Origin of the sequence: Azospirillum melinis, from assembly GCF_013340935.1 — a bacterium.
In the GTDB taxonomy this organism is placed as follows: Bacteria; Pseudomonadota; Alphaproteobacteria; order Azospirillales; family Azospirillaceae; genus Azospirillum; species Azospirillum melinis.
Window position 1 is genome coordinate 75,781 of the sequence record NZ_WHOS01000001.1, and the last position, 26,797, is coordinate 102,577.

Genomic DNA, 26,797 nt, shown 5'->3' on the forward strand with positions numbered 1-26,797 from the left:
AGGTGTCTCCAGCATTTCGGGATCAGTGGATCAGCATGCCGCCGTTGACGTCGAGCGTGGCGCCGGTGACGTATGAGGACAGCTCGGACGCCAGGAACAGGCAGGAGCGGGCCACATCGTCGGCGTCGCCCAGGCGGTTCAGCGGAATGCCCTTGAGGATTTCCGTCCGCAGCTCCGGGGTCAGCTTGTCGCCGGTGATGTCGGTCTGGATCAGGCCGGGCGTGACCGAATTGACGCGGACATTGTCCGGCCCCAGTTCGCGGGCCATCGCCTTGGCCAGCCCCAGCACGCCGGCCTTGGCCGCGCTGTAGTGCGGACCGCCGAAGATGCCGCCGCCGCGCTGCGCCGACACCGACGAGATGCAGACGATGGAGCCGGACTTGCGCTCCCGCATGTGGGGGACGACCGCCTGGCTCATGTAGAGCGTGCCGCGCAGGCTGACGTCGGTCACCGCCTCGTAATTCTTCGGGCCGATGTCCATGAACTTCAGCGGCTGGGTGATCCCGGCGTTGTTGACCAGCACGTCGATGCGGCCGAATTCCTCCACCACGCGGTTGGCGACGGCGAAGCAGGTCTCGCGGTCGGTCACGTCGCAGGCGAAGCCGCGGTGCGCCTCGCCCAGTTCGGCGGCGGCTTCGGCAGCCTGGGCACCGTCGAGGTCCAGGATGATCGCGCGCCCGCCATGCAGCGCGAAGAGCTTGGCGGTCGCCCGTCCGATGCCGCGGCGCGACGCCGCCCCGGTGATCACGCAGACCTTGTTGGACAGCAGCATGGTCGCTTCCTCTTTTCGAAGCAGGCTCCGCCATGGCGGCCATGCGGGTGCCGCGACGGAGCATCGGATTTGTTGGGAGTTCTGTTGGATTATCGGGGTGTTCGGTGTGGTCGGCTGATGGTTCGTCCTGCCGACCGTTGAGGAAATACTATGTTCTTGAGATGAGTCTGACAAACGAATAAGATCGCAATTAGATGAGCTGAATTCACTGAAATGCTGCGATGCGGAAGCGGGTCTCAATCAAGGCGTTGCAAGCGTTCGAGGCTGCCGCGAGGTTGCAATCCTTTGCAACCGCAGCGCAGGATCTCGGACTGACACCGTCGGCGATCAGCCACCAGGTGAAGCTTCTGGAGGAGCAGCTGGGCTTTCCGCTCTTCCACCGGGTGCACCGGTCGGTGACGCTGACCGATGCGGGGCGGGCCTATGCCGCGGAAATCATCGCGGCTTTCGCCCGCATCGACACCGCCACGCGCAACGCCACCACCGCCGGGGCCGGCACCACCATCCTGACCGTCCGTTCGATGCCGAGCTTCGCCACGCAATGGCTGATGCCGCGGCTGAGCCGGGTGAAGGAGCTTCACCCGGCCATCGACATCCGGCTCCAGGCCTCGGTCTCACCCATCGACCTGACGACGGGGGCGGTGGACATCGACATCCGCTACAACCCCGGTCCATCGCCGTCCGGTTGCGTGATGGCCCTGTTTCCCGAGGACACCATCGTGCCGATGTGTGCCCCGGAGCTGGCGAATGGCCTGAACCCGATCCGCCGGCCGCAGGATCTGAGCCGGCATATCCTGATCCATTCGGAAATCAACATCGTCGGCTGGCGCGACTGGGCCCGCCGGCATCGCGGCGTGCAGCTGGACATGGAGCGCGGCCTGCGCTTCGACCGGTCCTTCATGGCGATCAACGCCGCGGTGAACGGGATGGGGGTTTGCCTGGACAGCCTGCTGCTCGCCCGGCGGGAACTGGAGTCGGGCAGGCTGGTGATCCCGTTTCCGCCCCGGCCGCTCAAGGCGCAGGGGCACGGCTTCGTGACCTTGAAGTCGTCCTTCGACCTGCCGAAGGTCCGGCTGTTCCGCGACTGGCTGTTCGACGAGTTGGAATCCTGCCGCCAGTGGGAGGAGCGCTGCCTCGCGTCCCTGCAAGGGGGGGCGGCGCGTTAGCGGCGTGGAGCCGCCGTCGTCCCCCGGCGGATCAGGGTCGGCACCAGCGGCGGCAGAGCGGACGGTCGGCTCCCCTCCAGGCAGGCGAGCAGATAGGCGGCGGCGCGCCGGCCGATCTCGTGATTGTCGACGTGCATGGTGGTCAGCGGCGGATCGAGCTGGCGGCTGATGGCGATGTCGTCGAAGCCGGTGATGCTGAGGTCATGCGGCACCGACAGCCCCATCGCCCGCGCCTCCAGCAGGGCGCCGAGGGCCAGGTAGTCGTTGCCGCAGATCACCGCGGTCGGCGGCGGATCGGTCGCCAGCATGGCGCGCACGCTCTGCCGGCCGAAATCGATGCTCCATTCCCCTTCGCACAGATGCTGCGGACGGATGCCGAGGCCGCGTTCGGCCAGCGCCTCGCGCACCCCGTCCAGGCGCGCGGCGACACGGTCGTTGCCGGCCGTCGGCTGGATGATCACCCCGATGGTTTCGTGGCCGAGGTCGAGCAGATGGCGGGCGATGGTGTGGAAGGCCTGCCGGTTGTCGAAGCCGATGCAGGGATGCGGGCTGTCCGGACGGTGGCTGTAGGTGACGATATAGGGAATGTGCCGGGCCTGGATGCTGGCGAACAGATCGGGCCGGTGGGCCTCGCCGACGATGGCCAGCGCCTCCACCCCGCGGGCCAGCATCGCCTGGACGTCGTGCGCCGCCTGATCCTGGTCGTAATTGAAGCAGCTCAGCAGCAGCGTGATGCCGCGGTCGGCGAAGGCGGCCTGCATCGCCCCGACCTGGGCGGCAAACACCTCGTTGTCGAGGGTGGGGATCACTGCCCCGACGATGGAGGTGCGGCGGCGAGCCAGCGCGCTGCCGGCGGCATGCGGCATCCAGCCCATCGCCTTGGCGGTCGCCAGCACCCGTTCGCGGATCGCCGGGGCGACCTTTTCCGGATTGTTGAAGACGCGCGAAACGGTGGCGATCGACACCTCCGCCGCCGCGGCGACATCCACGGCACGGGGCGCACGCGGTGCACCGGATACAGGGGGCGCACCGGACGCACGGGGCGCAGGTCCGGGCTTCGGATCGCGCTCTGACATCGCCGGCATCTCCATAAGGTTGTGCGGAACCGCTTCATTGAAAGCGGTTACACATCCTCCATGCCACGTCAAGTTTGTTGTTGCATCAGTCCGTGATGCGATCTATGTAAGCGCTTACATCAATGGCGCCGGCCCTGTGACGCGCTCACGTTTCCCGGCCCGTTTTTTCCATGGCAACCCGCGAAGGCCCGCCGACGAACGGGCCGCATCAGGAGGAATGGTATGCGCAACGGTCTTCAGGCAGTTCTGGCGAGCGCCGTCACGGCAGGCATGCTGCTGTTCAGCGGCATGGGCAATGCGGCGGAGATCGGCGCGCACACCATGAAGCTGGCGAGCGCTGGTGCCGACGGGTCGCCGCTGGCGCTGGGCATGGCGAAGTTCGCCGAGATCGTGAAGGAAAAGAGCGGCGGCAAGATCAAGGTCCAGCTCTTCACCAACGGCGTGCTGGGCGGCGACGTTCAGATGATCTCCGCGCTGCAGGGCGGCATCGTCGAGATGACGGTGCTGAATGCCGGGCTGCTGTCCAGCCTGGACGACAATTTCGTCATGGTCGACCTTCCGTTCCAGTTCGACTCGCCGAAGGTCGCCGACGCGGTGATGGACGGCCCGGTGGGCAAGACCCTGCTGGACAAGCTGTCGGCCAAGGGGCTGGTCGGTCTCGGCTATTGGGAACTCGGCTTCCGCCAGCTGACCAACGGCCGCCGTCCGATCGCCACGGTCGAGGACATCGCCGGCCTGAAGATCCGCGTCGTGCAGTCGCCGATCTACATCGACCTGTTCAACACGCTGGGCGCCAACGCCGTGCCGCTGCCCTTCCCGGAAGTCTACACCGCGCTTGAGAGCAAGACGGTCGACGGCCAGGAGAACCCGGCCCCCAGCATCCTGACCGCCAAGCTGAACGAGGTGCAGAAGTACCTGACACTCAGCAACCACATGTACAACCCGCAGGCCGTGCTGGTCGGCGCCAAGTTCTGGGCCAAGCTGAACGAGGACGAGCGCAAGCTGATCCAGGACGCCACGCTGGAGGCCCGCGATTACGAGCGCCGCGTCTCGCGCGAGCAGGCGAGCAAGGCGGTGGACGAGCTGAAGGCGAAGGGCATGACCGTGACCGAGCTGGCCCCGGCGGAAATCGAGAAGTTCCGCGCCAAGATCCGCCCGGTGGTCGAGAAGTTCTCGCAGAAGGTCGATCCCGCCCTGATGGCGCAGGCCCAGGCCGAGATCGCCAAGGCGCGCGCCGCCCAGTGACGGTGCGGTAAGGCAGCGGAGCAGAGCCATGATCGTCGTCTTCGGATCCATCAACCTCGACATGATCTTCGCCATGGAGGATCTGCCCCTTGCCGGGCAGACCCTGCTGGCGCGGTCGCTGGACTTGCATCCCGGGGGCAAGGGGGCCAACCAGGCCGTCGCCGCCGCCCGCGACGGCGCCGTGGTGACGATGGTCGGGGCCGTCGGCGGCGACGGGCTGAAGGAAACCGCGCTGAGCGGGCTGCGCGGCGCCGGTGTCGATCTGTCCCGGGTTGCGGTGACAGACCGGGCGACCGGCACCGCCGCCGTCTGCACCGACGCGGCGGGCCGCAACCAGATCGTCGTCGCCGGCGGGGCCAACCTCCAGGCGCGTGCCGATCAGGTGGAGGACGCACTGCTCTCGCCCGGCACCACCCTGATCGTGCAGATGGAGTCCGATCCCGGCGAGACCGCGGCGCTGATCCTGCGCGCCCGCCGGCTCGGCGCACAGGTGATCCTGAACCTCGCTCCGGCCGCCCCGCTGCCGCTGCCGGTGCTGAAGTCCGTCGACATCCTGGTGGTGAACGAGGATGAGGCGGCGTGGCTCGGCAATCATCTCGGATGCACTGGCACCGCGCCGTCGCTCAACTCACTGCTGGGCAACACGGTGATCCGCACGCTGGGCGGCGACGGCGTCGAATGGTCGTCGATTGATGGCAGCGGCCGGCAGCCTGCTCCCGCCGTTGCCGTGCGCGACACCACCGGAGCCGGCGATTGCTTCGTCGGGGCGCTGGCGGCCGAACTGGACCGCGGTCAGCCGCTTGCTGCGGCGATCCGCCGCGCCGCTTGTGCCGCCTCGCTGTCCTGCACGCGGGCCGGCGGTCAGGCCAGCCTGCCGGCGGCGGCGGAAACCGACGGAGCACTCGGCGGGCTGGCGGCAGCCTGACAGGCAAGCTGTCCATTCCCTCGCTTTCGCATTCCCTCCCGATTGGAAGAGTTCCCATGGCGCAGCGCATTGACGGCATCATCCCGGTGATGCTGACCCCCTTCACCGATGCCGGCGAGATCGATTATCCGGGGCTGACCCGCCTGATCGAGTGGTATCTGGCCAATGGCGCCGACGCGCTGTTCGCCGTCTGCCAGTCCAGCGAGATGCAGTTCCTGTCGCTGGCCGAGCGGGTGGATCTGGCGAAATTCGTCGTCGCCGCCGTTGCCGGCCGGGTGCCGGTGGTGGTCTCCGGCCACATCAGCGACGATCTCGACACCCAGGTCGAGGAACTGACGGCGATGGCCGCCACCGGCGGCGACGCGCTGGTTCTGGTGACCAACCACCTCGACCCGAAGAACGAGGGAACGGAGGAGTTTCGCCGCCACCTGTCCCATCTGCTGGAGCGGCTGCCGAGCGACATCCCGCTGGGCCTCTACGAATGCCCGGCGCCCTACCGCCGGCTGCTGAGCGACGAGGAGCTGCGGCTGTGCATCGACAGCGGCCGCTTCGTCCTGCTGAAGGACGTCAGCTGCGATCTGCCGACGGTCGAGCGCCGGCTGAAGATCGCCGAGGGCTCCGGCCTCGCCATCATCAACGCCAATGCGGCCATCGCGCGCGACGCCATGCGGGCCGGGTCGCCGGGCTTCACCGGCGTCTTCACCAACATCCACCCCGACCTCTATCGCTGGATGCGGCTGCATGGCGACCGACATCCCGAACTGGCGGACGAGCTGGCGACCTTCCTGGTGGTGGCCGCGGTGTCGGAAAGCCTGGGCTATCCGGCCTTCGCCAAGATGTACCACCAGCGCCTCGGCACCTTCGGGTCGATCCGATGCCGGGTGATTCAGTACGACGTGCGCGAACGCTTCTGGGCGCTCGACGCGGTGCTCGACAAGGTGGTTGCCGGCACCGAAGCCTTCCGCGCCAAGATCGCTGCCCTGCCGGCCGAATGACCTGACGGCATCCTGAAAGAAAAGAGTCTTAGGGGAGGAACGGATGGGCCGCTTCATCGACGGGTATGTCTTCGTTTTGAAGGTCGCGATCGTGGCCTGTCTGGCCGGCATGCTGGTGCTGGTTTTCGGCAACGTGGTGCTGCGCTACGGCTTCAACAGCGGCATCACGGTGTCGGAGGAGCTGTCGCGGCTTCTCTTCGTCTGGATGACCTTCATGGGGGCGGTGGTGGCTTTGCACAAGCACGGCCATCTCGGCATGGACACGATGGTCGCCCTGTTGCCCAGGACGGGGCGGTTGGTCTGCTTCTGCCTCAGCCATCTGCTGATGATCTACGCCACCGGACTGCTGCTTGGCGGCAGCTGGGACCAGACCCTGATCAACCTGTCGGTGACGGCGCCGGCCACCGGCCTGTCGATGGGGTTCTTCTATGGCTCCGGTGTCGTGTTCGGCGTCCTGGCGCTGGTGATCCTGGCCTTCAACCTCGTCCGCGCGCTCACCGGCCGCCTCAAGGACGGCGAGCTGATCACGGTGACGGAGTCCGAGGAAACGGTCGACGCCACGCATGCGCCCACCGGCCGGCACGCCTGATTCCCCCGGCCTGATTCCGCGATAGCCCGAGCGGCAAGGAGTTCCTTCCATGACCGTCACCGTCTTCCTCGGCTCGCTGCTGGGGGCCATGGCCATCGGCACGCCGATCGCCTTCGCGCTGCTGCTGTGCGGCGTGGCGCTGATGTTCCATATGGATCTGTTCGACGCCCAGATCGTCGCCCAGAACGTCGTCAACGGCGCCGACAGCTTCCCGCTGGTCGCCGTACCCTTCTTCATGCTGGCGGGCGAGGTGATGAATGCCGGCGGACTGTCGCGGCGCATCGTCGCCGTGGCGATGGCGCTGGTCGGCCATATCCGCGGCGGGCTCGGCTATGTCGCGATTCTCGCCTCCTGCATCCTCGCAAGCCTGTCCGGGTCGGCGGTGGCCGATGCCGCCGCCCTGTCGGCCCTGCTGGTACCGATGATGGTGCGGGCCGGCCATGACAAGGCGCGCTCCTGCGGGCTGATCGCCGCCGGCGGCATCATCGCGCCGATCATCCCGCCCAGCATCGGCTTCATCCTGTTCGGCGTCGCGGCCAACGTGTCGATCACCAAGCTGTTCCTCGCCGGCATCTTCCCGGGCCTGATGCTGGGTCTGGGGCTGGTCGCCGCCTGGTGGCTGGTGGTCCGCCACGAGGATCTGGCCCCGCCGCCACGCGCGACGAAGGGCGAGGTCGCGGTGGCGGTGAAGGATGGCTTCTGGGCACTGATGCTGCCGGGCATCATCATCTTCGGCCTGAAGTTCGGCATCTTCACGCCCACCGAGGCGGCGGTGGTGGCGGCGGTCTACGCGCTGTTCGTCGCCGTGGTGGTCTATCGCGAGCTGAAGCCGTCGCAGCTGTTCGAGCTGTTCGCCTCGGCGGCCACCACCACCGCGGTGGTGATGTTCCTGGTCGCCGCCGCCATGGTGTCGGCCTGGATGATCACCATCGCCAACCTGCCGGCCCAGGTCGGCGATATGCTGGAACCCTTCATGGGCAGCCCGACCCTGCTGATGGCCGCCATAATGGTGCTGGTGGTGATCGTCGGGACGGCGATGGACATGACGCCGACCATCCTGATCCTGACCCCGGTCCTGATGCCGGTGATCAAGCAGGCCGGCATCGATCCCGTCTATTTCGGCGTGCTGTTCATCATCAACAACGCCATCGGCCTGATCACCCCGCCGGTCGGCACCGTGCTGAACGTGGTGGCCGGCGTGGCGAAGCTGAACATGGGCAGCCTGATGCGTGGCGTCTGGCCCTTCCTGCTGGCGCAGCTGCTGGTCCTGGCCCTGTTGGTGCTGTTCCCGTCGCTGGTCATGGTGCCGGCCCGCTGGTTCGCGGGCTGACACCGACCGTAGTCTCTACAGGGAGCTGCCGGCCACGGGTTCGGCAGCTCCCCCAACACCCAGCAGAATGCCCAGGCGCCCCGCGGCACCGGTGATGTGATCGGACATTGCCTGTGCCGCGCGGGCGCCGTCGTGCGTCTGCAAGGCCCTTAAAATTCGCTCGTGCTCTTCCAGCGTTTCCCAGATGCGATCCTCCTGGGCGAAGGGAAGCGTCTGGATCTCCGTGACCACCGCATCGACCGTCCGGAACAGGTCCAGGACCATGCGGTTGCCGCAGCCTTCGACGATCAGGTGGTGGAACTTGCTGTCCTCCACCCCGGCCTGGGCGAAGTCGTGCGCCTCGAAGGCGGTGCGCATCCTCACCAGTGTGCTGGAGAGCGTTTCGAGTGCTGCGTCGGGCAGGGCGACGGCGGCGAGCTGGGCGGCGTGAGGCTCCAACGCCAGACGCGCCTCGTAGACTTCGCGCGGTGAATAGAGGTCGGCGAACCGCCAGGCGGCGACCGGGTCCGGCGGCTTGCCGTCGGTCAGAAAGACGCCGCGCCCAACCTCGATCCGGATCATGCCGAGCGTTTCGAGCGCCGACAGCGCCTCGCGCAGCGATGCGCGGCTGATGCTCAGCCTCTCGGCAAGCTCGCGCTGGGGCGGCAGCTGGTCGCCCGGACGCAGTCCCTGTTCGTCGATGATCCGGCGGATCTTCTCGACCGCCGCCTGTGGCACCAACAGCCGTCCACGCATCCTGCCGTTCCCTGTCCGTCGTTGCTCTTGCCGGGGTGCCCCACGCGACGCCTTGACAATAACCCGGAAAGGGCGTGCAATCCAACTGGTCAGACCGGTATGGCCTATCAGACCAAAGAAGACGACAAAACCGGCTTTCAGGGATTCGCGTCAGGCATTCACCCACCCATGCAGGGAGACGCAGGTACAGCCATGCGCAGACAGATTCTCAAATTCGCTCTCTTCGCCGCGGCTTCCGCCACCGTCTGGGGCGGCATCGCACCGGCCCACGCCGCCGACCTCGCCGTCGGCGCCAACATCGGCAACGTTCCGTGGGAGTTCCAGGACGCGACCGGCAAGTTCGTCGGTTTCGAGATCGATGTGGTCAACGAGGCGGCCAAGCGCCTGGGCAAGACCGTCGAGATCGTCAACATCCCCTTCAACGGCCTGTTCTCCGCCGTCCAGTCGGGCCGGATCGCTATGGCGATCTCGTCGATCACCATCACGGACAAGCGGTTGGACTCGGTCTCCTTCGCTCAGCCCTACTATGACAGCGACCAGTCGCTGACCGTGCGGGCGAACACCCCGCTGAAGAGCGTCGATGACCTCAAGGGCAAGTCGCTGGGTGTCGATACCGGCTCCACCGGCGACATGTGGGTGAACCAGAACCAGGCCAAATACAGCTTCGGCGATGTCCGCCGCTATGAGGGGCTGCAACCGGCGATGCTCGACCTCGGGGCCGGGCGCCTGGACGGCTACATCAGCGATATTCCGGCGCTGCTCTACTACACCAAGGACAAGCCGCAGTTCAAAGTCGTCCAGCGCATCCCGACCGGCGAGCGCTATTCCGTGATGTTCGCCAAGGACAGCCCGCTGTTGCCTGCCGTCAACGACCAGATCACCGCGATGAAGAAGGACGGCACCCTGGCCGCCCTGCACGAGAAGTGGTTCGGGGTGAAGCCGGATGCCGACGGCAGCACCGTCAAGGTTCTCGACATCCCGAAGAAGTCCTGAGCGCGGACCGTCTCCCCGCCATCGGACTCCCCGACATCGGATGCCATGGCCGGGCACATAGCGCCTGAGTTGCGCGTGCCCGGCCCATGCCTGGACATTTTCTCATGGATTTGATCGACACCTTCTTCAATGGAAGGGTGCTGTGGGACGCGCTGCCGCTCCTGCTGATGGGGCTGGGGACCACGCTGTCGCTGGGGATCCTCAGCATCGTGCTCGGCCTGATCGGCGGCCTGATCCTGGCACTTCTGCGTCTTTACGGCCCGCCGACCCTGAGCGGACTGTGGGTTCTGTACATCGACCTGTTCCGCGCCATTCCGATCCTGGTGCTTCTGGTCATCGTCTATTACGCCCTGCCGTTCGTCGGCATCCGGCTTTCCCCCTTCGCATCCGCCACCACCGCCCTGTCGCTGGTCAGCGCCGCCTACAGCGCGGAAATCCTGCGGGCCGGCATCCAGGCGATCCCCCGTGGCCAGTTCGAGGCCAGTCAGGCGCTCGGCCTGTCCTACTGGAGCATGATGGGGGACATCGTCCTGCCGCAGGCCGTCCGCATCGTCATTCCGCCGATGACCAGCAACTGCATCAACGTGATGAAGGACACCGCGCTCGCCTCCGTCGTCGCGATGCCGGACCTGCTGAAGCAGGCGACCCAGGCCCAGGCGCTGGCGGCGAACCCGACGCCGCTGATCGGCGCCGCCGCGCTGTATGTGCTGCTGCTCCTGCCGATGGTGCGCGCCGTGGGCACGCTGGAAAAACACTTCGCCAAGGAGCGCCGCTGACATGCAGTTCAACGACATGCAGGCGGGTGAAGCCGGCAGGGCGGCATCGGCGCCCCCAGCCGGCCGGCCGATCATCTCCATCCGCGAACTGCGCAAGATGTATGGAAGTTTCTGCGCACTGTCCGGCATCAATCTCGATGTGGCGGAAGGCGAGGTGGTCGTTCTGCTCGGCCCGTCGGGCTCGGGAAAATCGACCCTGATCCGCTGCATCAACCTGCTGGAGACCTACGATTCCGGAACCGTGACGGTCGACAATGTCGCCGTCCGGCCCGGTCCCAATCTGGCGGCCGTCCGCAGCGAGGTCGGGATGGTGTTCCAGAGCTTCAACCTGTTCCCCCACATGACCGTGCTCCGCAACGTCGCGCTGGCGCCGATCCGGGTGCGCAAGCTGGCACCGAAGGCCGCCGAGGAGCGGGCCATGGAACTGCTGACCCGCGTCGGCATCGCCGAACAGGCCGGCAAGTTTCCCGGCCAGCTGTCGGGCGGCCAGCAGCAGCGCGTCGCCATCGCCCGCGCCCTGGCGATGGAACCCAAAATCCTGCTGTTCGACGAGCCGACCTCGGCACTCGACCCGGAGATGGTCGGCGAGGTGCTGGATGTCATGCAGTCGCTGGCCCGCACCGGCGTCACGATGGTGGTGGTTACACATGAGATGGGCTTCGCCCGCCGCGTTGCCGACCGCGTCATCTTCATGGAGCGCGGCCAGATCGTCGAGGAGGCGAAGCCGGAAGCCTTCTTCTCAGCACCCAAGGAGGAGCGCGCCCGCGCCTTCCTGCAAGCGGTCCTGAACCATTGAGCGCCGCCCGGATCATCCCGACGGTGCCGCTGACCGGCGACGCCTTCGCCCCGTTCGGCACGGTGCTTTCCGCCGGCATGGGCAGGTCGTCCCTGGTCAATGACGGGCGCGGCATCCGCTACGACGCCGAGCATGGGCTGGGCTTCGCCGGCGAGCCGCTGCCGCCGGTGCTGGCGCTCTACCGCATCACGCCCTCGCAGCTGCCCTTCGCCGTGACGGCGATGGAGCAGCATCCGCTCAGCAGCCAGACCTTCGTCCCCATGACCGGCGGGCGCTTCCTGGTGGTGGCCGCCCTCGCCGACGACGGGGGCGAGCCGGATCCGGAGACCGCCCGCGCCTTCGTCGCCGGTCCCGACCAGGCGATCACCTATGCGGGAGGGGTCTGGCACTGTCCGCTTGTGGCTCTCGACGAGACCGCCGACTTCGCCATGATGATGTGGCGCGCCCCCGATCCCGACGCCGACTGCCGCGTCGTCTCCCTGTCCGTGCCGCTGCTGGTCGCCGACCACGCCGCGGCGATCTGACCGAAGGAACTGAACCCGTGTCGAACGTGACGACCTCCCCGCTCGATCTGTCCTTTGTCCGCGCGCAGTTCCCGGCGCTCGCCGGCGACTGGATCTTCATGGACAATGCCGGGGGTTCCCAGACCCTGACGCGTGTCGCCGACCGCATCCGGGATTATCTGCTGACCAGCAACGTGCAACTGGGGGCCAGCTACGCCGTGTCGCGCAAGTCCGGCGCCCGGGTCGCCGACGCCCATGCCGACATCGCCGAACTGATCGGCGCCGCCCGGCCGGACGAGGTGGTGATGGGCGGGAGCACCACGGCCCTGCTCTATACCCTCTCGGCGGCGATGGCCGAACAGATCCGGCCCGGCGACGAGATCGTCGTCACCAACTGCGATCACGAGGCCAACATCGGCCCCTGGCGCAAGCTGGAAGAGAAAGGCGCGGTGATCCGGACCTGGGCGGTCCGCCCCGACAGCCTGGAACTGGCGCTGGACGATCTGGAGCCCCTGCTGAACGGGCGCACGCGGCTCGTCTGCGTCACCCATGCCTCGAACATCCTCGGCACCATTAACCCGGTGGCCGACATCGCCCGGCTGGTGCACCGGCACGGCGCCAAGCTGCTGGTCGATGCCGTCGCCTATGCCCCGCACCGCGCGGTGGATGTGGCGGGCTGGGACGTCGATTACTACGTCTTCAGCTTCTACAAGGTCTATGGTCCCCATTTCGCCGTTCTCTACGGCAAGCACGAGCATCTGGCGGCGCTGCCCAGCCTGAACCATTACTTCATCGACCGCTCGGTGATCCCCTACAAGCTCCAGCCCGGCAACGTGAATTACGAACTCGCCGTCGGCTGCACCGGCATCGTCGACTACCTTGCCGAGCTGGGCGAGCGCTGCGGCGCCACGGGGCCGCGCCGGGCCAGGATCGAGGCCGCCTTCGACGCCATCGCCGCCCATGAGGAGGCGCTTGCCGAACGGCTGCTCTCCTATCTGCGCGAACGCAACGACGTGAAGGTCATCGGCCACGCCGCGGCCGACCGCTCCCTGCGGGTGCCGACCATCAGCTTCGTGGTGGACGGATACCGGTCGGACGAGGTGGTCAGCGCGGTCGATGAGTCGATGATCGGCATCCGTTTCGGCGATTTCTATGCCAAGCGCCTAGTGGAGACGCTGGGGCTGGCCGCGGTCAACGGCGTGATCCGCGTGTCCCTGGTCCACTACAACACGCTGGAGGAGGTTGACCGTCTCATCGCGGCGCTTGGTCGGGCCATGCCGCAGCGGCGGTGAGTGCCGGAATAACCCGAGGATGACCGACCGATCACATCTGGAACAGGATAAGGCACATGGCTGAGTTCGATCTGGTGGTGCGCAACGGCACGGTGGTCACGGCCGCCGATGTCAGCCGCTGCGACATTGGCATCAAGGATGGCCGTATCGTGGCGCTGGCCGAGCGGCTCGACACATCCGGGCAGGTGCTCGACGCCTCCGGCAGGCTGGTGATGCCGGGCGGCATCGACAGCCACGTCCACATCGCTCAGGACGGCGACGACGGCACGGTCATGGCCGACGATTTCCGCAGCGGCACGCTCTCCGCGGCCTTCGGCGGCAACACGACGGTCATTCCCTTCGCGCTCCAGCCCAAGGGCAAGTCGTTGCGCGCTGCCGTCCAGAACTACCATGCACGAGCGGAAGGCCAGTGCCTGACCGACTATTCCTTCCACCTCATCATCTCCGACCCGACCGAGCAGGTGCTGGGGCAGGAACTGCCCGCCCTGGTGCAGGACGGCTACACCTCGTTCAAGGTCTTCATGACCTACGACGATCTGAAGCTGAACGACCGCGAGCTTCTGGAGGTGTTCGACGTCGCCCGGCGCGAGAAGGCGCTGGTGATGGTCCATGCCGAAGGTTATGACGCCATCAAGTTCCTGACCGAACGGCTGGAGCGCGCTGGCCGCACCGATCCCTATTACCACGCCGAATCCCGCCCAATCCCGGTGGAGCGGGAGGCGACCCATCGCGCCATCTCCTTCGCCGAGATCGTCGACGTGCCGATCATGATCGTCCATGTCTCGTCCGCCGACGCCATCGAGCAGATCCGCTGGGCGCAGAGCCGCGGCCTGAAGGTCTATGCCGAAACCTGTACCCAGTATCTGACCCTGACGGCCGACGACCTGAAGGGGCTGAACATGGAGGGCGCCAAATACGTTTGCAGCCCGCCGCCGCGCGACAAGGAAAGCCAGGACGCCTGCTGGACCGGCCTGCAATCCGGGCTGTTCTCGGTCTTCTCCTCCGACCATTGCCCCTTCCGCTTCGACAGCCCCGCCGGCAAGAAGAAGCAGGGCGAGCGGACGGCCTTCAAATGGGTCCCCAACGGCATTCCCGGCGTCGAGGTCCGGCTGCCGATCCTGTTCTCCGAAGGGGTGGGGAAGGGGCGGATCTCCTTGCAGGAGTTTGTCGCCCTGACATCCACCAACCATGCCCGGATGTACGGCCTTGCCCCGCGCAAGGGCAGCATCGCCATCGGCGCGGACGCCGACCTCGTATTGTGGGATCCCGACCGCAAGGTGACGATCACCCAGGAGCTGATGCACCACGGGGCCGACTACACGCCCTATGAGGGGATGGAGGTGACGGGCTGGCCCGAAACCGTCCTGCTGCGCGGCACCGTCATCATCGACAAGGGCGTCCAGACCGGCAAGTCCGGCGATGGCCGGTTCCTGCACCGGTCGATTTCGCCCTTCGCGGCACCGCGCGGCCGCCGCCCGACTCAGTATGACTGAGCGGAGGGCGTAATCAGAGGCGGAGTTGGCGGGGGCGGCCGGCGAGATAACCGAAGACGCCCGCCGCCACCGCGATCACGACGAAGAGCAGGGCGGAGGCGTGCCAGTCGCCGCTCCAGCCATGCAGCAGCCCGACCAGGAAGGGGCCGCTCGACGCCAGAGTGTAGCCGACGCTCTGCGACATGCCCGACAGGTGCGACGCGATGCGGCTGTCGGGCGAGCGCAGCACGATCAGGGTCAGCGCGACGGCGAAGGCCCCGCCCTGGCCGATGCCGAGGATCGCCGCCCACAGCGCGATGGTCCAGAGCGGAGCGTAGAGGCAGCCGATCATGCCGACGAGGCTGCAGCCGAGCATGGAGACGGCGGCGAGGCTCTGGCTCGGGGTGCGGGTCGCCAGCATGGGTGCGACCAGCGCCGCCACCACCTGGACCATGACCGAGCCGGAAACGATCAGTCCGGCCGTCGTCGGGTCGAACCCGCGGTCGCGCAGCATCGGCGCCATCCAGCCGAGCACGATGTAGGCCAATGCCGATTGCAGCCCCATGAACAGGGTGATCTGCCAGGCCAGCCAATTGCTCCACAGGCCGCGCACAGACGCGCTGGCGGGGCCGGCCTCGCTCTGCCGTCCGCAGGTCAGCGGCAGCCAGGCCACTGCCGCCACCACCGCTGGCACCGCCCAAAAGGCCAGGGCGCCGGTCCATTGCCCGAGCGCCCGCTCCAACGGCACCGTCGCGCCCGCGGCAGTCGCCGCCCCGGCGCAGAGCGCCATGGTGTAGACCCCCATCATCAGGCTGATCTTGCGGGGGAAGTCGCGCTTCACGACGGCGGGCAGCAGCACGCCGATGATGCCGATCCCCGCACCCGCCAGCGTCGCCCCTGCGAACAGTGCGGCGAAATTGCCGACGCCGCGCAGCGCAACGCCGAACCCCAGGACCAGCAGCGTGAAGAAAATCGTCCGCTCCGTGCCGAAGCGCTGGGCCAGACGCGGGGCGATCACCCCGAACAGGCCGAGGCAAAGCACGGGTGAGGTCGTCAGCAGCCCGGCCTGCCCGGAACTCAGGCCGGCATCGCGCACCACATCGCCCATCACCGGTGCAAGGCTCGACAGCGCCGGCCGCAGGTTCAGCGCCACCAGCACGAGGGTGACGGCGACCAGCAGCGGATGATGCAGCGCCGGGTTCTCCGCCTGTGAATTTTTCGTCGGAAGGGCGGCAGGTCGGGTGGCCGCCGGGCTGCCGCTGGGAGACTCGGCGGATCGGCCGGCGGCGCTTTCGATGGTCATGGACAGCCTGGGCGGTTTTGTTGGCGGAGCCAAGCAATCGACCATTGGTTGCCCGCAGGGTCAACCCGCCCACGCTGCAACCCACCCCAGCGACCGTGGGGACCCGTGGTGTGAAAAAAGAAAGCAGCAAATCCGGGGCAGGCGTTCGAGTGTTAGAGGCACTCGTTCAGAACAACCGCATCGCGCACGCTTCGGACGACCTCGGCAACCCTGTCCGGGTCGATTGCGTCGCGCCGCGCGCCGCCCTGGCAAAGCGCGCCGCGGAAGCCGAGGATCGAGGGCCCTAGCGCAGCCAGAGGACCGATGTCGGCAAGCCTCAGCGACCCCGCCAGCCCGGCCAGCAGTCTGGCCTCGCGCACCTGCCCGATGAAGGCGGCCAGAGCGTCGGCCGACAGATGATCGCGCAGGGTGCGGCCATCCTTCAGGCCGGTGTCGAGCATCACGCCGGCAAAGCCGGCATCGGCCATGGCGCGGACCAGTTCGGGGGTGGGCGCGGTCAGGTCGGCCAGGATGACGCCGACCAGGGCGGCGGCGCCGCGCGCCCGTGCTGCCGCGGCGATGCAGGCATGCGGATCGCCCCCGGCCATAATGCCTATCTTCACGATGTCGACACCCGTGGCCGCCGTCCGGGAAACCGCCGCCGCCATGACTGCCGGGTCCATCGGCAGATCGCCGATGGTGGCGCTGACCGGTCTGCGTCCATCGACCGTTCGCAGGCAGGCGTCGATAATGTTGGCCGGCAGCGCACCCAGGGCACCGTCGTCCGGGTTCTTCAGATCGATCAGGTCGGCCCCGGCTGTCACGGCGATCCCGGCTTCCACGGGATTGGTCACGCTGGCGAGCATGCGGATCATGAGGACACCTGTTGTTTTGCCATATCGTCCGCAACGGGGCCGGCGGGCGGTTCTGCCGCGAGACTTTCGGACCGGAAGGCCGTCACGCGGTCGGACAGCCAGCCCCAGGCTTCCCGCTCGCGGTCTCCGGCGGTCTTCTCGACGGCGATGGCAAGGTAGGCCATTTCCCGCTCCACCTTCTCCCAGGGCAGCATGTGCAGCCGGCTGCACAGGATCGCCGCCTCGATCACAGCGGCGGCGGCACGGTTGTGGCCCTCGAAGGGCCGATGCGCCTCCCGATGGACGGTCCGGCAATGGAAACGCGGGCGCACCGGGTCGGCCTCGATCCGGACCACCTCCACCTCCCAGTGGGCGAGGCTGTCGACCAGACGCACGCCAACGATGGCGGTTGCCGGGACCAGCGGCCAGTTCCGCCGCCCGGTCAGGCAGCCGGCGAACAGGCGCGCATCGTCGGTGAAATTGATCACGGCCCGGCCGGTGGCTTCGAGCGCGTTGAGCGTGACGGAGGGGCGGAAGGGCGCGATCACCAGATCGTCCGCGGTCCGCGTCACTCCGAAGGGGGCGATGTGCGGAGTCCCGTCGGCGCCCAGCGTGGTGACGATGGTTTCGATGATCATGATGTCTTTCCGCAGGCCCGCCGCCGCTCCTGCAAGGTCGTGCCCGCTGCTTTGAAGCCGTGCGGGTCGCTGCCTGCCTCCGCTTCCGGCGCCTCCTCCACCGTGCAGCCCCAGGTGAGATCCTCATCCTGGACGTAACGTTTGCCGAGTTGCCAGGCGAGGAAGGCCTTCTGCAACTCCACCCCCATGTAGAAGGCGTGTCCGCCATCCTGCGCCAGACCGAGCAGGGGATAGAGCTGGTAAGGGTCGGTCGCCACATGGTGGCCGTCGCGGTTGTAGACATGGACCCCGTCCTCCGCCACCTCGACCCGGAAGGAGGGGTCGCGGATGTTGCGGGCGGTTTCCGCGATCTCGGCCGGCGTGCCGGCGTAGGGACGGCGGTCGCGCAGGGCCATCAGCCCGTCGTCGATGCCCTTCGGCAGGCTGCCGCTTTCCGCGGCGGCATGCATGATCCGCCGCGCCCGGTCGGCCTCGCGCACCGCGGTGCGGGCATGCGGGCTGACCTGAAGGGTGAGGACCGCGCCGATCGACAGTTCCGACACCATGCCCATCAGCAGTGCCGTCGTGCCCGTGGTGTCGGCGTCGGTCAGCTCGGTCAGGTTGCCGATGCCCATCAGCATCCCGATGTCGGGATAGCGCCGGCGCAGGGCGTGATAGCGCACCACCGAGTCCGTGAAGCCGTAATGGATGGGGTCGAGCACCGGGTCGGCCAGGAAACGCCGGCCGGCGGTTTGCAGCCGGTCGATGGCGCGGCACAGCGATTCCAGGTCGCGCGGCTTGGCCGGAACCAGGATTGGCGTGGCGTCCGTCCGGTCCAGCACCCACAGCGTGTCCTCGCTGAGGCTGAGCAGGTAGGAGGCGCCAGCCGCCGCCCCGCGCAGCAGCTCGTCGGGGTCGGCGCTGTCGACGCTGACGCTGTGGCCGGCGGCGACCAGGGCGGAAACGGCAGCCTCCAGTCCCTCGAACCGTTCGCCCGGCTGGCAGCCGAGGTCGATGACGTCGGCGCCGTCGCGGCGCAGCCTTGCGGCGGTCTCCAGCAGATTGTCGATGGAACGGCGGGGCGCGTCGACGATCTCGGCGAAGATCGTCACCGCATGGGCGCTCAGGTCGGCCTGCGTTGCCCGCCCGCCGAGATAGGCGGGAATGTCGCGCAGCTCCTCCGGCCCGCGTTCGAAGGCGACGCCGAAATGAGCGGACAATGCCGCCAGATCGCAGCGCGTCCTGCCGGGCAGGAGCACGCGCGCGCCGGGAGGCGGGGGCGGCAGGCGGCGCCTGATCAGCTCCTCGGTCATCAGGGCGGCGACACTGACGCCGATCTGCACCACGTCGAAGCGGAAGGGGGCGGGCGCCATCCCGTCGAGCATCGCCCGCAGGCGCGGCTCCGCCAGCTTTCCGGTCACGAAGACGAGGTGGTCAGACATTCCAGACGCGCCTTCAGCGCCGCTTCGAGTTCGGGAACGGTTTCGACGACGGCGGTTGCCTCGAACCCGCGCAGCCGTTCGACATTCTCCAGATCGATGCGCCGGGGATAGACCGGCACCATGCCGTGCGGGGCCTCGGTCATCATTTCCGGCGCGGTGTCGCAGGCGAAGACGATGCAGGGCACCCGGCATTTGCCGGCCTGGGCGAAGGCGTTGGTCGGCAGCGTGTCGGAAATCCCCTGCACGCATTTGGCGACCGTGTTGGAGGTCGCCGGCCCCACCACCAGCGTGTGGTATTCGCCGAAATAGAACCGCCCGATCTGCGGGGCGCTGGCGGCCCGGTCGCGGAACAGGCGGGTGCCGGGGGGGAAGTTGCCGTCGCGGCGGCGGTACATCCGCATGACCTCCTCGGCCGCCTTGCTGAGGAAGACGTCGAGGGGCGCCAGCCGCGCCATCAGGTCGAGCGTCTCCTTGATGTAATGGCCCGACCCGGTCAGCGCCCAGGCCAGCCGCGGCGGTGCCGGCGGGGGAGAGATGCTGTTCATGCGCGCACGCTGGGCAGGGGCTCGACCTCGGGGCAGCGCAGCAGGGCGCAGCCGGGGATGCCGCGGCCCGCCAGCGCCTCTTCCATCAGGATGTGGTTGTCGCGATGGATGCACCAGCTGTCGCCGGCGAAGCGTGCGCGCCAGAACGGGAAAGCCGCGTCGACCAGCCCGTCGCGGGCCAGCGACGCCGCGTCGGTCGCCGCACAGGGGCAGGGGCCCGACTTGACCAGCACCAGCGCCGCCGCGTCCAGTTCCACCGCCAGCCATGCCGCGAGGCTGTCGGAGGTGACCTCCCAGCTTTCGGCGATCTCGGGCTGGTCGAGCGCCATGGCCGACGGCAGCCACACCGCCGGCATCCGCACCCGGATCAGCGACCGCAGCCGCTCCCGCGTCGCCGCCGGTTGCAGGGTCGGGCAGATGCCGTGCAGCATCAGCCCGAACTGTTCCATCGCCAGCAGGGCCATGCGGTGGGCGAGCCGGTCGTCGAAGCGCCAGTTGTCCTGGGCGTCGCGCACGGCATCGGCGAAGGGCCCGCCGCCGGGCACGATCACCACGGGATGGAGATGGCCGGGCCGGGCGATCAGATCCAGCCAGGTTCCCAGCCGGTGCCAGTCGGACAGGCTGCCGCCGATCTTGATCACCCAGGGCCGCGCCGCGGGGGCTGGAGATCCGTCTTCGGGCGATGGGTTGGCCATCATCGGGTCAGATCCGCCGGTCCGCCATCGCCAGCGGGCGGCGCGACGCCGGCAGGGATTGGCCCGGCATCTGGTCGCGGGTCCGCTCCAGCCGGATCCCCGGCACCGCGACGCCGTCATAGATGTCCAGCTTCGCCACCGACACGCGGGCCGACTGCACCTGATCGTGGGCGAGGCACATGCGGGCGATCTTTTCCGCCAGCATCTCGACAAGGTTGGTGTGCTCGTCCATCAGGATCCGCTTCAGTCCGGACAGCAGGTCGTCGTAGGACAGCACGTCGCCGATGTCGTCGGAGAACTGGGCGCCGTCCTGGCGCACCTGCAGCAGCAGGTCGATGCGCACCCGCTGAGGCGCGTCACGCTCATAATCGAAGACGCCGATCCGGCAGGGCAGGATGACGTTTTCCAGGAACAGCTCGTAAAGGCCGGCAGGGATGGTGGACAGCCTGGAGTCGGCGGCGGTCAGGCCACGCGCGCATTGGGCGGAAAGAATCGCGTCTAGCATCGGTGCCGTCCTCCTGGCTGTTGTCCGGCGGGGCCGAGCGTGGAACTGGTGTCGGGCGGGCCGCATTTGTACCTTACCGACCTCCGGAGGGCGGCATCTGTTCGAACGCGACAGCAATCTGGCGATTTCCGCCGCCCCATGCCTGTTTTCCTCGATCCGGTCCCGCTTGATCGTCCGCCCCCGCTGCGGCGTCAGGTCAGGCCGGCGAACTCATGCGCGGCGGCAAGTGGGCTGTGACGCTGGCTCTGACGGTCGCTGCGCGGGGCGATGCCGAAATGGTCGCGGTAGCATTTGCTGAAATGGGTGGCGGAGATGAAGCCGCAGCTGATCGACACCTCCATCACCGACATGCGGGTCTGGCACAGCAGCTGCCGCGCCCGCTTCATCCGGAGGCCGAGATAGTATTTGGCCGGCGAGCAGTTCATGTATTTGCGGAACAGCCGTTCCAGATTCCGGCGGGATTGGCCGAGTTCCGCGGCGAGCGTCAGCAGATCCAGCGGTTCCTCGATGTTGGCCTGCATCACCGCCACCGCGGCGTGGAGATCCTCATGGTCCAGCACCGGATTGGCTTGCAGCTCCTCCTGCTGGCGGATGCTGCCGGCGCGGATCTTGGTGTGCAGAAGCTGCTCGGCGATGTCCATCGCCAGCTTCTCGCCATGGCGCGCGGCGATCAGGTGCAGCATCATGTCGGTGGCGGCGGTGCCGCCCGCGCAGGTGAAGCGGTTGCGGTCGATGGTGAACAGCTCGCCGGTCGCTTCGATCTCCGGGAAGGTTTCGGCGAAGCCGGCCATGTTCTCCCAATGGATGGTGCAGCGGTAGCCGTTCAGCAGGCCGGCCCGGGCCAGGATATGGCTGGCCGTGCACAGGGCGCCGAAGGCGATCCCCTGGGCGGCCGAACGCCGCATCCACGAGAACATCGCCCGATCCTCATACCAGTGGCCGCCGATGCCGCTGCACACCATCACGGTGGACAGCGGGGGTGCGTCGGCGATGGCGTGGTCGACGCAGACGCCGATGCCGTTGCTGGCCCGCTGTACGCCGCCGGTCGGGGAAAGCAGCACCCAGCGATACAACTCCTTGCCGCTGATGTGGTTGGCGAGGCGGAGAGGCTCAACCGCCGCGGTGAATGCGATCATGGAGAAATCGGGAACCAGGAGAAAACCGACTGTGTCGGCCTGGGAAACGCCGGATTGCTGCTCGTTGCACTTCATTGTCCCGTGCCCCTCTTCCGCTTTCCTGTTCGTATCGTCGTGGGTCGCGAATGGTCGGCGAACACGCTGTTTACCCGCGGCCTTGTTTGCAGTGGCGGCCGCGTTCGGATGGGCGGGGATCGGTCCCTTTGCGCACCATCAAGTTTTTATGACAAGCAGCCTACGCAGGTCGGGGCCCTGCGACATTGAACAAAGCGGACATAATCCTTGAAGGAGCGCGACGTTGATCGAGTCGGGATTGTTTTTCATGCAAATCATCCGTGTGCACGAACGATAGCACCATCCGCCGGAGCATCCACGTTCTCTCTATGAGGTAGCCCTCCTTTCCCCGAAGGGTCGCTGCCCGCTGGCCTTCGGCCAGGGAGCTTTCACAGGCAGGCCAGCAGCTCGCCACGCCCACCGAACCCACGGTCGCCCAGCCAGCGCCGCGCCCGTCCGGTCAGGCCCCGGCAGGCGGGCGGCACTTCGTTAAGCCCCGACAGGTGATTGTCCAGAAGCGACAGGAAGGGCAGCCGGTTGAGGCCGCAATCGGCGAAGCCCGGCAGCGGATCGATCTCGCCTCGGAACAGAATGGTGCCGTTGCGCATGCCATGGCCGATGAAGGCACCCGGCCTGCCGCCGATCAGCAGGCTGCCGGCATTCATGTGCAGGGCGGCGTAGGCGCCGGTATTGCCGCCGATGGCGATCAGCCCGCGGCGCATGCGCTCGCCGGCGCGGTCGCCGCATGTGCCATGGACCAGGATCCGCCCGCCGGTCATCCCGGCCCGCTCGCCGGGGAGGGCGCCGCCCAACTCGTTGCCGGCGTCGCCCCGGACGATCAGCTCGCCGCCTTGCATGGACGCACCCGCCGCCAGCCCTGCCGCCCCTTCCACCAGCAGCGAGCCGCCGCTCATGCCGGTGCCGGCGCGGTGGCCGACCGGTCCGGCAACCCGTATGATGCCGCCCGCTAGTCCGGCCCCGACGAAGTCGAGCCGCTCGTCGCCCTCCAGTTCCACGATGTCGCCCGGGTTGCCCGACAGGTCGAACAGGTCGCCCACCGCGACATGGCCCCGGCCGAGCCGCAGAGGCAAGGCGGCGATTTCCGACAAGGCCAACTCCGCCAACCGGTGTGGCAGCAGGGGGGAGGCGTCGATGCGGCCGGTCAGCGGGCCTTTCAGACGGAAGCTCAGCACGCTCATGGCAGCAGCTCGTAAAGGTGGAAATGGTGGCGGCCCAGCTTGCCGCCGTAATTGCCGGCGGTGACGCCCCAGATGCCGGAGCCGCGCCCGCGTTCGATCAGGCATTTCAGCCCGGCCGTGGTGGCGGCCGCGACATCGGCGGCGGTCAGCCCGTCGATGACGATCTCCAGCACCGATTCGACCTCGGCCGGCAGGCGGGAGCGGGGCAGGCCGCGCAGTGTCGGACAATAGGCGTCGTTGGTGGAGGCCGGCATCCCCTTGTACTTCGCCCCGATCTTGGAGCCGGAGCGGACGACCCCGCCGGGAAAGGGCAGCACCACGTTGGGCACGGCGCGCATGGCGTCCGCCGCCGCTTCCGCTGCCTCCAGCGCCGCTGTCCGCGCATCGGCAAGGATCAGCAGATTGCCGCCGCCGACCGCGGGGACGCTCCAGCTCGATTCCTCGCACAGGAACTCGCCGTCCATCACCGGGATGCGCCAGTAGCGCCGGCCGCACAGCAGCTTCGACATCTGCTGGCCGTCGCCGAAATAGCGCAGCTTCCGGCCCAGCGGGATCAGATCCTCCTTCACCCCGCGCGGCACGCCGGAAAAGCAGGCGGTACCGGGACAGGTCAGGATGCACTGGCCGACGCGGGTCTCCACCTGCTTTCCCAGAACGCTGCGTCCGGTGGCGAAGAACAGCAGGGCCACGCCTGGGCGCCCGTCGGGAGTTTCCTCCGGCGCCAGCTCCCGCTCGATCCCGGCTTCGCAGCCACAGGCGATGACCGAGGTGGCGAAACCGGTGGCGGCCATGCCGGCATGGCGTGCCCAGGCCGGCGTGTCGGCGGTCACGATCAGCCGGGTCGCCTTCATGTCGAAAGCCTCGGCATAAGTGTTTTCGATATGGATGCCGTTCAGAAGCATGGGTCGGACGCCGTCAGGGTCGGGACGATGGACAGGCCGCCGCGGCCATGGTCGAGGATCTCGCCGTCCGCGATGCGGAAGTTGCCGAGCCGCACGGTCTGGTGATCCTCGAACCATGGCTTCAGCCGCCGCTCGATGGCGGGGTCGAACTCCGGCCGGACGACGATGGTGTCGCCCCAGCCGGTTGCGGTCAGCCGGCCGTTGCGCGCCACCGGCCGACCGTTCTTGAACACCCAGGCAGGGGCAGCGAACATCGCCTCGCGGTCGGGCAGATCATCATAGACCACCACGTCGGCGACGGCGCCGGGGCGCAGGTGGCCGCGGTCGCGCAGCCCCAGCACGCGGGCGGGGCCGGCACGGGTCATGATGGCGATCTCGTCGAGCGTGTATTCGCGCTCGAGGGAGCCGAGCCGGCTGTGCGCCGCGACATCGGGGTTGATCCGCGCCAGCTGCTCGTTGCGGAAGCTGCGGTCCATCAGCAGGCGGATCAGATGCGGATAGCTTGTGAAGGGGCCGCCGTTCGGATGGTCGGTGGTCAGATAGACCCGCCAGGGATCCTCGATCAGCAGGAACAGCTCCAGCCCGATGGCCCATTGCAGTGCGTTGACGAAGGCCTTGTCACGGTAGCGGAACGGCACCAGCCCGCAGCCGCCGTCGCATTCGATGTCGGTGCACACCCATTTGCGCGGGCTGGCGAGGCCGCTGTTGCGGAACTGCGACATGATATCGGCCGACGCGGTGATGGTCTGGCCGAAGATGATCTGGCCGACATCGACCGAGATGTTCGGGCTGCGGTTCACCGCTTCGGCGATCTCGGCGGCGGCCGAGGAGAAACGGCGGTCGCCCTCCGTCCCATAGCTATGGAATTGCAGATGGGTCAGGTGGGCCGGCAGCCCGTCGAGCGCGGCGATGGTGTCGCGCGTCACCGCTTCGTTGCCGGGGATGCCTAGATTGTTGCAGTGGATGTGCAGCGGATGCGGCACTGCCAGGTCGGACAGGGATGTGGCCAGCGTTGTCAGGATGCGGCGCGGCGTGATGCCGTAATGGGGATGCGCCTCGTCCAGATCCAGCCGGCGTTGGTTGAACTTGAAGGCGCTGATGCCGCCGGGGTTCACCACCTTGACGCCGACCGCCTGGGTGGCGTGCAGGGTCCAGGCGACATAGTCGTTGACCTCCGACTGTGTCGCCCCGGCGGCCAGCCGTTCCAGCAGGAAATCGTCGTTGCCGAGGACGGCGTAGCAGCCCTTGTCAATGATCGGAACGTCGGCCAGTTCCAGATGGGTGTGCCGCGCATTGGACGGCAGCATCGCCGGCTCGAAGGCCGCCGTGTAGCCCATCTCGGCATAGCGGTAACCGGTGACGAAACTGGACGGGGTGAACAGGCCGCTGCCGGAGCGGCGCAGCCCGTCCGGGCCGCTGGCGTGCTCGCGATGCTCCTCCGGGAGAAGCAGGCGGGCGAGGTTCACCTTGCCGCCACCGATGTGGCTGTGGATGTCGATGGCGCCGGCCATGACGATGCGGCCGTCCAGATCGACCACCTCCCCGATGCGGGCGTCCTGCGGAGGTGTCGCGGCGATGCGGCCGTCCTTCAGATACAGGTCACGCAACCCGCCGCCGTCGGTGCTCACGGTCGGATCGCAGACGCGACCGCCGCGCAGCAGGGTGTAGGCGTCAGACATGCGCTGTCTCCCGAAGCGGGACGGGGAGTGGGGAGGAGGGCAGGCGGTCGAGCAGGGCGCTCAGCACCGACGCGGCCGACGGCAGCGTCATGGCGGTCGTTCGCAAACGGCGCAGGGGCAGAGCGGCGACACCGTCGCCGCGGTGGATGCTGCCGGAATGGTCGAGGCCGGGGATGGCGACCGGGATCAGCACCTCCGGGTCACGGGGCAACGGCTGTCCGGGGCGGGCCAGCACGATCATCGGTGTGCGGGTGTCCGGCAGTTCCGCGCCGTTCAGGGCCGAAAGCCAGACCAGCGCATCGACCTCGTCGCCTGCCAGCAGGCTTTTCAACCGGTAGCGCAGCGGATCGTGTTCCGGCGGGCCGGCCCCCAGACGGGAGCGCAGCGGCACGCCATACTGCCAGGCGCACACGTAATTGGCGCCCAGCGCGTTGCCCTTGCCGCCCAGCGGCAAGCCGGCACAGCGGGTCGAGGCGTTGGCGGTCACGACCAGGCGGTTGAAGGCCTCGATGGCGACATCGCCGGCCGTCGGGTCCAGCGTGGCGGCGATCCAGCCGACGACGCCGAAGTGTGCCTCGCGCAGCGCCGCGGCGACACGGGCAAGATCCTCCATCGCGATACCCCCGACTTGGTCACCGCGGGGTGTTTCGCCGGCCAGCAACTGCGACAGGGCGGCGGCGATGGCAGGGGCGTGGGTCAGGTCGGCGCTCAGGCGTTCGAACCCGTCCTGTGCCGGGCCGTCACCGGGACCGATCAGGAAGCCGCGCGCCGCGCCGGCATCGCGGAACAAGGGCGTCGGCGGGCGGACGATGCGGTCGAACAGGCGGGGGGCATGGCGCTCGAACTCGGTTCCGAACAGGACGAACAGGTCGGCACGGTTGCGAATTTCGCCGAAGGTGGCGGTCATGGTGCCGGTCACCTGGAGCGCGCGCAGGCCGTGGAACAGGCTGTCGGACGCGGCGTGGTCCACCACCGCACCCAGCCGTTCGGCCAGCGCCAGGGCCGCGGAGACTCCCTCGGTGTCGGCGGCGAGCCCTCCGACTGCGGGAGACACCGCATCTCTCAGCAAGGCCGCCGCGGCGTCCAGCGCTTCGTCGAGTGGAACGGCGCGGCCATTGATGAAGCAGTGGGCCGGCAATGCCGGAAGGGCGAACAGGGTGCGTGCCCGCGCGCAACCGTTGGCGGTCACCCTGAGCTGTCCTGTGCCATCGCGTGCGACCGC

The 26,797-nt window shown here is 68.0% G+C and carries 27 protein-coding genes; 12 read left to right on the forward strand and 15 right to left on the reverse strand.

The genetic code is table 11. From position 1 onward, the window contains the following. Window positions 1–22: 22 nt before the first annotated feature. Complete coding sequence (locus GBZ48_RS00345; RefSeq protein ID WP_174469160.1) at window positions 23–772, reverse strand: SDR family NAD(P)-dependent oxidoreductase; 750 nt, start codon at window positions 770–772, stop codon at window positions 23–25. 221 nt (window positions 773–993) lie between these two features. Between GBZ48_RS00345 and GBZ48_RS00350 the strand changes: the two genes are divergently transcribed. Then, window positions 994–1,938: a LysR substrate-binding domain-containing protein gene (locus GBZ48_RS00350; RefSeq protein ID WP_174469161.1), complete on the forward strand. Its 945-nt coding sequence runs from the start codon at window positions 994–996 to the stop codon at window positions 1,936–1,938. On the opposite strand, the gene GBZ48_RS00355 is transcribed toward GBZ48_RS00350, so the two are convergent. Then, window positions 1,935–2,927: a LacI family DNA-binding transcriptional regulator gene (locus tag GBZ48_RS00355; protein WP_343049030.1), complete on the reverse strand. Its 993-nt coding sequence runs from the start codon at window positions 2,925–2,927 to the stop codon at window positions 1,935–1,937. The two genes, GBZ48_RS00350 and GBZ48_RS00355, sit on opposite strands and share 4 nt — an antisense overlap. A 309-nt stretch (window positions 2,928–3,236) precedes the next feature. Here GBZ48_RS00355 and GBZ48_RS00360 point away from each other — a divergent pair, with 309 nt between their 5' ends. The 5 genes from GBZ48_RS00360 to GBZ48_RS00380 are packed head-to-tail and all read left to right on the forward strand — an operon-like array spanning window position 3,237 to window position 8,098. After that, the gene (locus GBZ48_RS00360; RefSeq protein WP_174469163.1) at window positions 3,237–4,259 is read left to right on the forward strand and encodes a TRAP transporter substrate-binding protein; all 1,023 of its coding nucleotides are present in this window, start codon (window positions 3,237–3,239) and stop codon (window positions 4,257–4,259) included. 28 nt (window positions 4,260–4,287) lie between these two features. Continuing rightward, window positions 4,288–5,184, forward strand: a complete 897-nt coding sequence (locus GBZ48_RS00365; RefSeq protein WP_174469164.1) for a ribokinase — start codon at window positions 4,288–4,290, stop codon at window positions 5,182–5,184. A 56-nt stretch (window positions 5,185–5,240) separates the two neighbouring features. Further along, the gene (locus tag GBZ48_RS00370; protein ID WP_174469165.1) at window positions 5,241–6,179 is read left to right on the forward strand and encodes a dihydrodipicolinate synthase family protein; all 939 of its coding nucleotides are present in this window, start codon (window positions 5,241–5,243) and stop codon (window positions 6,177–6,179) included. Between the two features lie 43 nt (window positions 6,180–6,222). Further along, complete coding sequence (locus GBZ48_RS00375; RefSeq protein WP_174469166.1) at window positions 6,223–6,768, forward strand: TRAP transporter small permease; 546 nt, start codon at window positions 6,223–6,225, stop codon at window positions 6,766–6,768. Between the two features lie 49 nt (window positions 6,769–6,817). After that, on the forward strand, window positions 6,818–8,098 hold the full coding sequence (locus GBZ48_RS00380; RefSeq protein ID WP_174469167.1) for a TRAP transporter large permease subunit: 1,281 nt from the start codon (window positions 6,818–6,820) through the stop codon (window positions 8,096–8,098). 15 nt (window positions 8,099–8,113) lie between these two features. Here GBZ48_RS00380 and GBZ48_RS00385 read toward each other — a convergent pair whose 3' ends face one another. After that, on the reverse strand, window positions 8,114–8,833 hold the full coding sequence (locus GBZ48_RS00385; RefSeq protein WP_174469168.1) for a FadR/GntR family transcriptional regulator: 720 nt from the start codon (window positions 8,831–8,833) through the stop codon (window positions 8,114–8,116). 192 nt (window positions 8,834–9,025) lie between these two features. On the opposite strand from GBZ48_RS00385, the gene GBZ48_RS00390 reads away from it, so the two are divergent. From GBZ48_RS00390 to hydA, 6 genes are all read left to right on the forward strand, one after another. Beyond that, entirely contained in the window at window positions 9,026–9,826 is an 801-nt protein-coding gene (locus GBZ48_RS00390) for a transporter substrate-binding domain-containing protein (RefSeq protein WP_174469169.1), read from the forward strand. A 104-nt stretch (window positions 9,827–9,930) separates the two neighbouring features. After that, entirely contained in the window at window positions 9,931–10,602 is a 672-nt protein-coding gene (locus GBZ48_RS00395) for an amino acid ABC transporter permease (RefSeq protein WP_174469170.1), read from the forward strand. A gap of 1 nt (window position 10,603) precedes the next feature. Continuing rightward, window positions 10,604–11,398 (forward strand): amino acid ABC transporter ATP-binding protein, encoded by a 795-nt coding sequence (locus tag GBZ48_RS00400; protein ID WP_174469171.1) that lies wholly within the window; start codon window positions 10,604–10,606, stop codon window positions 11,396–11,398. Further along, entirely contained in the window at window positions 11,395–11,922 is a 528-nt protein-coding gene (locus GBZ48_RS00405) for an ureidoglycolate lyase (protein ID WP_174469172.1), read from the forward strand. The genes GBZ48_RS00400 and GBZ48_RS00405 overlap by 4 nt, the downstream gene beginning before the upstream one ends. Window positions 11,923–11,939: 17 nt before the next feature. After that, window positions 11,940–13,193 (forward strand): cysteine desulfurase-like protein, encoded by a 1,254-nt coding sequence (locus GBZ48_RS00410; protein ID WP_209798179.1) that lies wholly within the window; start codon window positions 11,940–11,942, stop codon window positions 13,191–13,193. A gap of 56 nt (window positions 13,194–13,249) precedes the next feature. Next, window positions 13,250–14,686, forward strand: a complete 1,437-nt coding sequence (gene hydA / locus GBZ48_RS00415; RefSeq protein WP_174469173.1) for a dihydropyrimidinase — start codon at window positions 13,250–13,252, stop codon at window positions 14,684–14,686. Window positions 14,687–14,699: 13 nt separating this feature from the next. Here the strand turns inward: hydA and GBZ48_RS00420 are convergent, their stop codons facing one another. From GBZ48_RS00420 to GBZ48_RS00475, 12 genes are all read right to left on the reverse strand, one after another. Continuing rightward, window positions 14,700–15,968, reverse strand: coding sequence for a CynX/NimT family MFS transporter (locus GBZ48_RS00420; protein ID WP_174469174.1), 1,269 nt, complete (start codon window positions 15,966–15,968; stop codon window positions 14,700–14,702). A 152-nt stretch (window positions 15,969–16,120) separates the two neighbouring features. After that, entirely contained in the window at window positions 16,121–16,822 is a 702-nt protein-coding gene (locus tag GBZ48_RS00425; protein WP_174469175.1) for a (5-formylfuran-3-yl)methyl phosphate synthase, read from the reverse strand. Beyond that, complete coding sequence (locus tag GBZ48_RS00430; protein WP_174469176.1) at window positions 16,819–17,439, reverse strand: DUF447 domain-containing protein; 621 nt, start codon at window positions 17,437–17,439, stop codon at window positions 16,819–16,821. Before GBZ48_RS00430 ends, GBZ48_RS00425 begins: the two co-directional genes overlap by 4 nt. Next, window positions 17,436–18,860: a DUF6513 domain-containing protein gene (locus tag GBZ48_RS00435; protein ID WP_174469177.1), complete on the reverse strand. Its 1,425-nt coding sequence runs from the start codon at window positions 18,858–18,860 to the stop codon at window positions 17,436–17,438. Before GBZ48_RS00435 ends, GBZ48_RS00430 begins: the two co-directional genes overlap by 4 nt. Then, window positions 18,836–19,405 carry a flavoprotein gene (locus tag GBZ48_RS00440; protein WP_174469178.1) on the reverse strand — a complete coding sequence of 190 codons (570 nt, stop codon included), beginning with the start codon at window positions 19,403–19,405 and terminating at the stop codon, window positions 18,836–18,838. Before GBZ48_RS00440 ends, GBZ48_RS00435 begins: the two co-directional genes overlap by 25 nt. Beyond that, entirely contained in the window at window positions 19,402–20,103 is a 702-nt protein-coding gene (locus GBZ48_RS00445; RefSeq protein WP_246306889.1) for an amino acid kinase family protein, read from the reverse strand. The genes GBZ48_RS00440 and GBZ48_RS00445 overlap by 4 nt, the downstream gene beginning before the upstream one ends. A 4-nt stretch (window positions 20,104–20,107) precedes the next feature. After that, complete coding sequence (locus GBZ48_RS00450; RefSeq protein ID WP_174469179.1) at window positions 20,108–20,605, reverse strand: dihydroneopterin aldolase; 498 nt, start codon at window positions 20,603–20,605, stop codon at window positions 20,108–20,110. A 191-nt stretch (window positions 20,606–20,796) separates the two neighbouring features. Then, window positions 20,797–21,741 (reverse strand): GlxA family transcriptional regulator, encoded by a 945-nt coding sequence (locus tag GBZ48_RS00455; protein ID WP_246306890.1) that lies wholly within the window; start codon window positions 21,739–21,741, stop codon window positions 20,797–20,799. Between the two features lie 443 nt (window positions 21,742–22,184). Continuing rightward, the gene (locus GBZ48_RS00460; protein ID WP_174469181.1) at window positions 22,185–22,994 is read right to left on the reverse strand and encodes a formylmethanofuran dehydrogenase subunit C; all 810 of its coding nucleotides are present in this window, start codon (window positions 22,992–22,994) and stop codon (window positions 22,185–22,187) included. Next, window positions 22,991–23,896 carry a formylmethanofuran--tetrahydromethanopterin N-formyltransferase gene (fhcD, locus tag GBZ48_RS00465; protein WP_174469182.1) on the reverse strand — a complete coding sequence of 302 codons (906 nt, stop codon included), beginning with the start codon at window positions 23,894–23,896 and terminating at the stop codon, window positions 22,991–22,993. Before fhcD ends, GBZ48_RS00460 begins: the two co-directional genes overlap by 4 nt. Then, on the reverse strand, window positions 23,887–25,575 hold the full coding sequence (locus GBZ48_RS00470) for a formylmethanofuran dehydrogenase subunit A (RefSeq protein ID WP_174469183.1): 1,689 nt from the start codon (window positions 25,573–25,575) through the stop codon (window positions 23,887–23,889). The genes fhcD and GBZ48_RS00470 overlap by 10 nt, the downstream gene beginning before the upstream one ends. After that, the gene (locus GBZ48_RS00475) at window positions 25,568–26,764 is read right to left on the reverse strand and encodes a formylmethanofuran dehydrogenase (RefSeq protein ID WP_343049034.1); all 1,197 of its coding nucleotides are present in this window, start codon (window positions 26,762–26,764) and stop codon (window positions 25,568–25,570) included. Before GBZ48_RS00475 ends, GBZ48_RS00470 begins: the two co-directional genes overlap by 8 nt. Between the last annotated feature and the right edge of the window lie 33 nt (window positions 26,765–26,797).

Excerpts from the sequence above, each read along its gene's own strand:
- GBZ48_RS00375 (WP_174469166.1), top strand. The coding sequence starts at position 6,223 with ATGGGCCGCTTCATCGACGGGTATGTCTTCGTTTTGAAGGTCGCGATC.
- GBZ48_RS00365 (WP_174469164.1), top strand. The coding sequence starts at position 4,288 with ATGATCGTCGTCTTCGGATCCATCAACCTCGACATGATCTTCGCCATG.
- GBZ48_RS00350 (WP_174469161.1), top strand. The coding sequence starts at position 994 with ATGCGGAAGCGGGTCTCAATCAAGGCGTTGCAAGCGTTCGAGGCTGCC.
- GBZ48_RS00435 (WP_174469177.1), bottom strand. The coding sequence starts at position 18,860 with ATGTCTGACCACCTCGTCTTCGTGACCGGAAAGCTGGCGGAGCCGCGC.
- GBZ48_RS00360 (WP_174469163.1), top strand. The coding sequence starts at position 3,237 with ATGCGCAACGGTCTTCAGGCAGTTCTGGCGAGCGCCGTCACGGCAGGC.
- GBZ48_RS00400 (WP_174469171.1), top strand. The coding sequence starts at position 10,604 with ATGCAGTTCAACGACATGCAGGCGGGTGAAGCCGGCAGGGCGGCATCG.
- GBZ48_RS00430 (WP_174469176.1), bottom strand. The coding sequence starts at position 17,439 with ATGATCATCGAAACCATCGTCACCACGCTGGGCGCCGACGGGACTCCG.
- GBZ48_RS00440 (WP_174469178.1), bottom strand. The coding sequence starts at position 19,405 with ATGAACAGCATCTCTCCCCCGCCGGCACCGCCGCGGCTGGCCTGGGCG.
- fhcD (WP_174469182.1), bottom strand. The coding sequence starts at position 23,896 with ATGCTTCTGAACGGCATCCATATCGAAAACACTTATGCCGAGGCTTTC.
- GBZ48_RS00420 (WP_174469174.1), bottom strand. The coding sequence starts at position 15,968 with ATGACCATCGAAAGCGCCGCCGGCCGATCCGCCGAGTCTCCCAGCGGC.
- GBZ48_RS00450 (WP_174469179.1), bottom strand. The coding sequence starts at position 20,605 with ATGCTAGACGCGATTCTTTCCGCCCAATGCGCGCGTGGCCTGACCGCC.
- GBZ48_RS00455 (WP_246306890.1), bottom strand. The coding sequence starts at position 21,741 with ATGATCGCATTCACCGCGGCGGTTGAGCCTCTCCGCCTCGCCAACCAC.
- GBZ48_RS00460 (WP_174469181.1), bottom strand. The coding sequence starts at position 22,994 with ATGAGCGTGCTGAGCTTCCGTCTGAAAGGCCCGCTGACCGGCCGCATC.
- GBZ48_RS00345 (WP_174469160.1), bottom strand. The coding sequence starts at position 772 with ATGCTGCTGTCCAACAAGGTCTGCGTGATCACCGGGGCGGCGTCGCGC.
- GBZ48_RS00370 (WP_174469165.1), top strand. The coding sequence starts at position 5,241 with ATGGCGCAGCGCATTGACGGCATCATCCCGGTGATGCTGACCCCCTTC.
- GBZ48_RS00445 (WP_246306889.1), bottom strand. The coding sequence starts at position 20,103 with ATGATGGCCAACCCATCGCCCGAAGACGGATCTCCAGCCCCCGCGGCG.
- GBZ48_RS00385 (WP_174469168.1), bottom strand. The coding sequence starts at position 8,833 with ATGCGTGGACGGCTGTTGGTGCCACAGGCGGCGGTCGAGAAGATCCGC.
- GBZ48_RS00380 (WP_174469167.1), top strand. The coding sequence starts at position 6,818 with ATGACCGTCACCGTCTTCCTCGGCTCGCTGCTGGGGGCCATGGCCATC.
- GBZ48_RS00470 (WP_174469183.1), bottom strand. The coding sequence starts at position 25,575 with ATGTCTGACGCCTACACCCTGCTGCGCGGCGGTCGCGTCTGCGATCCG.
- GBZ48_RS00395 (WP_174469170.1), top strand. The coding sequence starts at position 9,931 with ATGGATTTGATCGACACCTTCTTCAATGGAAGGGTGCTGTGGGACGCG.
- GBZ48_RS00425 (WP_174469175.1), bottom strand. The coding sequence starts at position 16,822 with ATGATCCGCATGCTCGCCAGCGTGACCAATCCCGTGGAAGCCGGGATC.
- hydA (WP_174469173.1), top strand. The coding sequence starts at position 13,250 with ATGGCTGAGTTCGATCTGGTGGTGCGCAACGGCACGGTGGTCACGGCC.
- GBZ48_RS00390 (WP_174469169.1), top strand. The coding sequence starts at position 9,026 with ATGCGCAGACAGATTCTCAAATTCGCTCTCTTCGCCGCGGCTTCCGCC.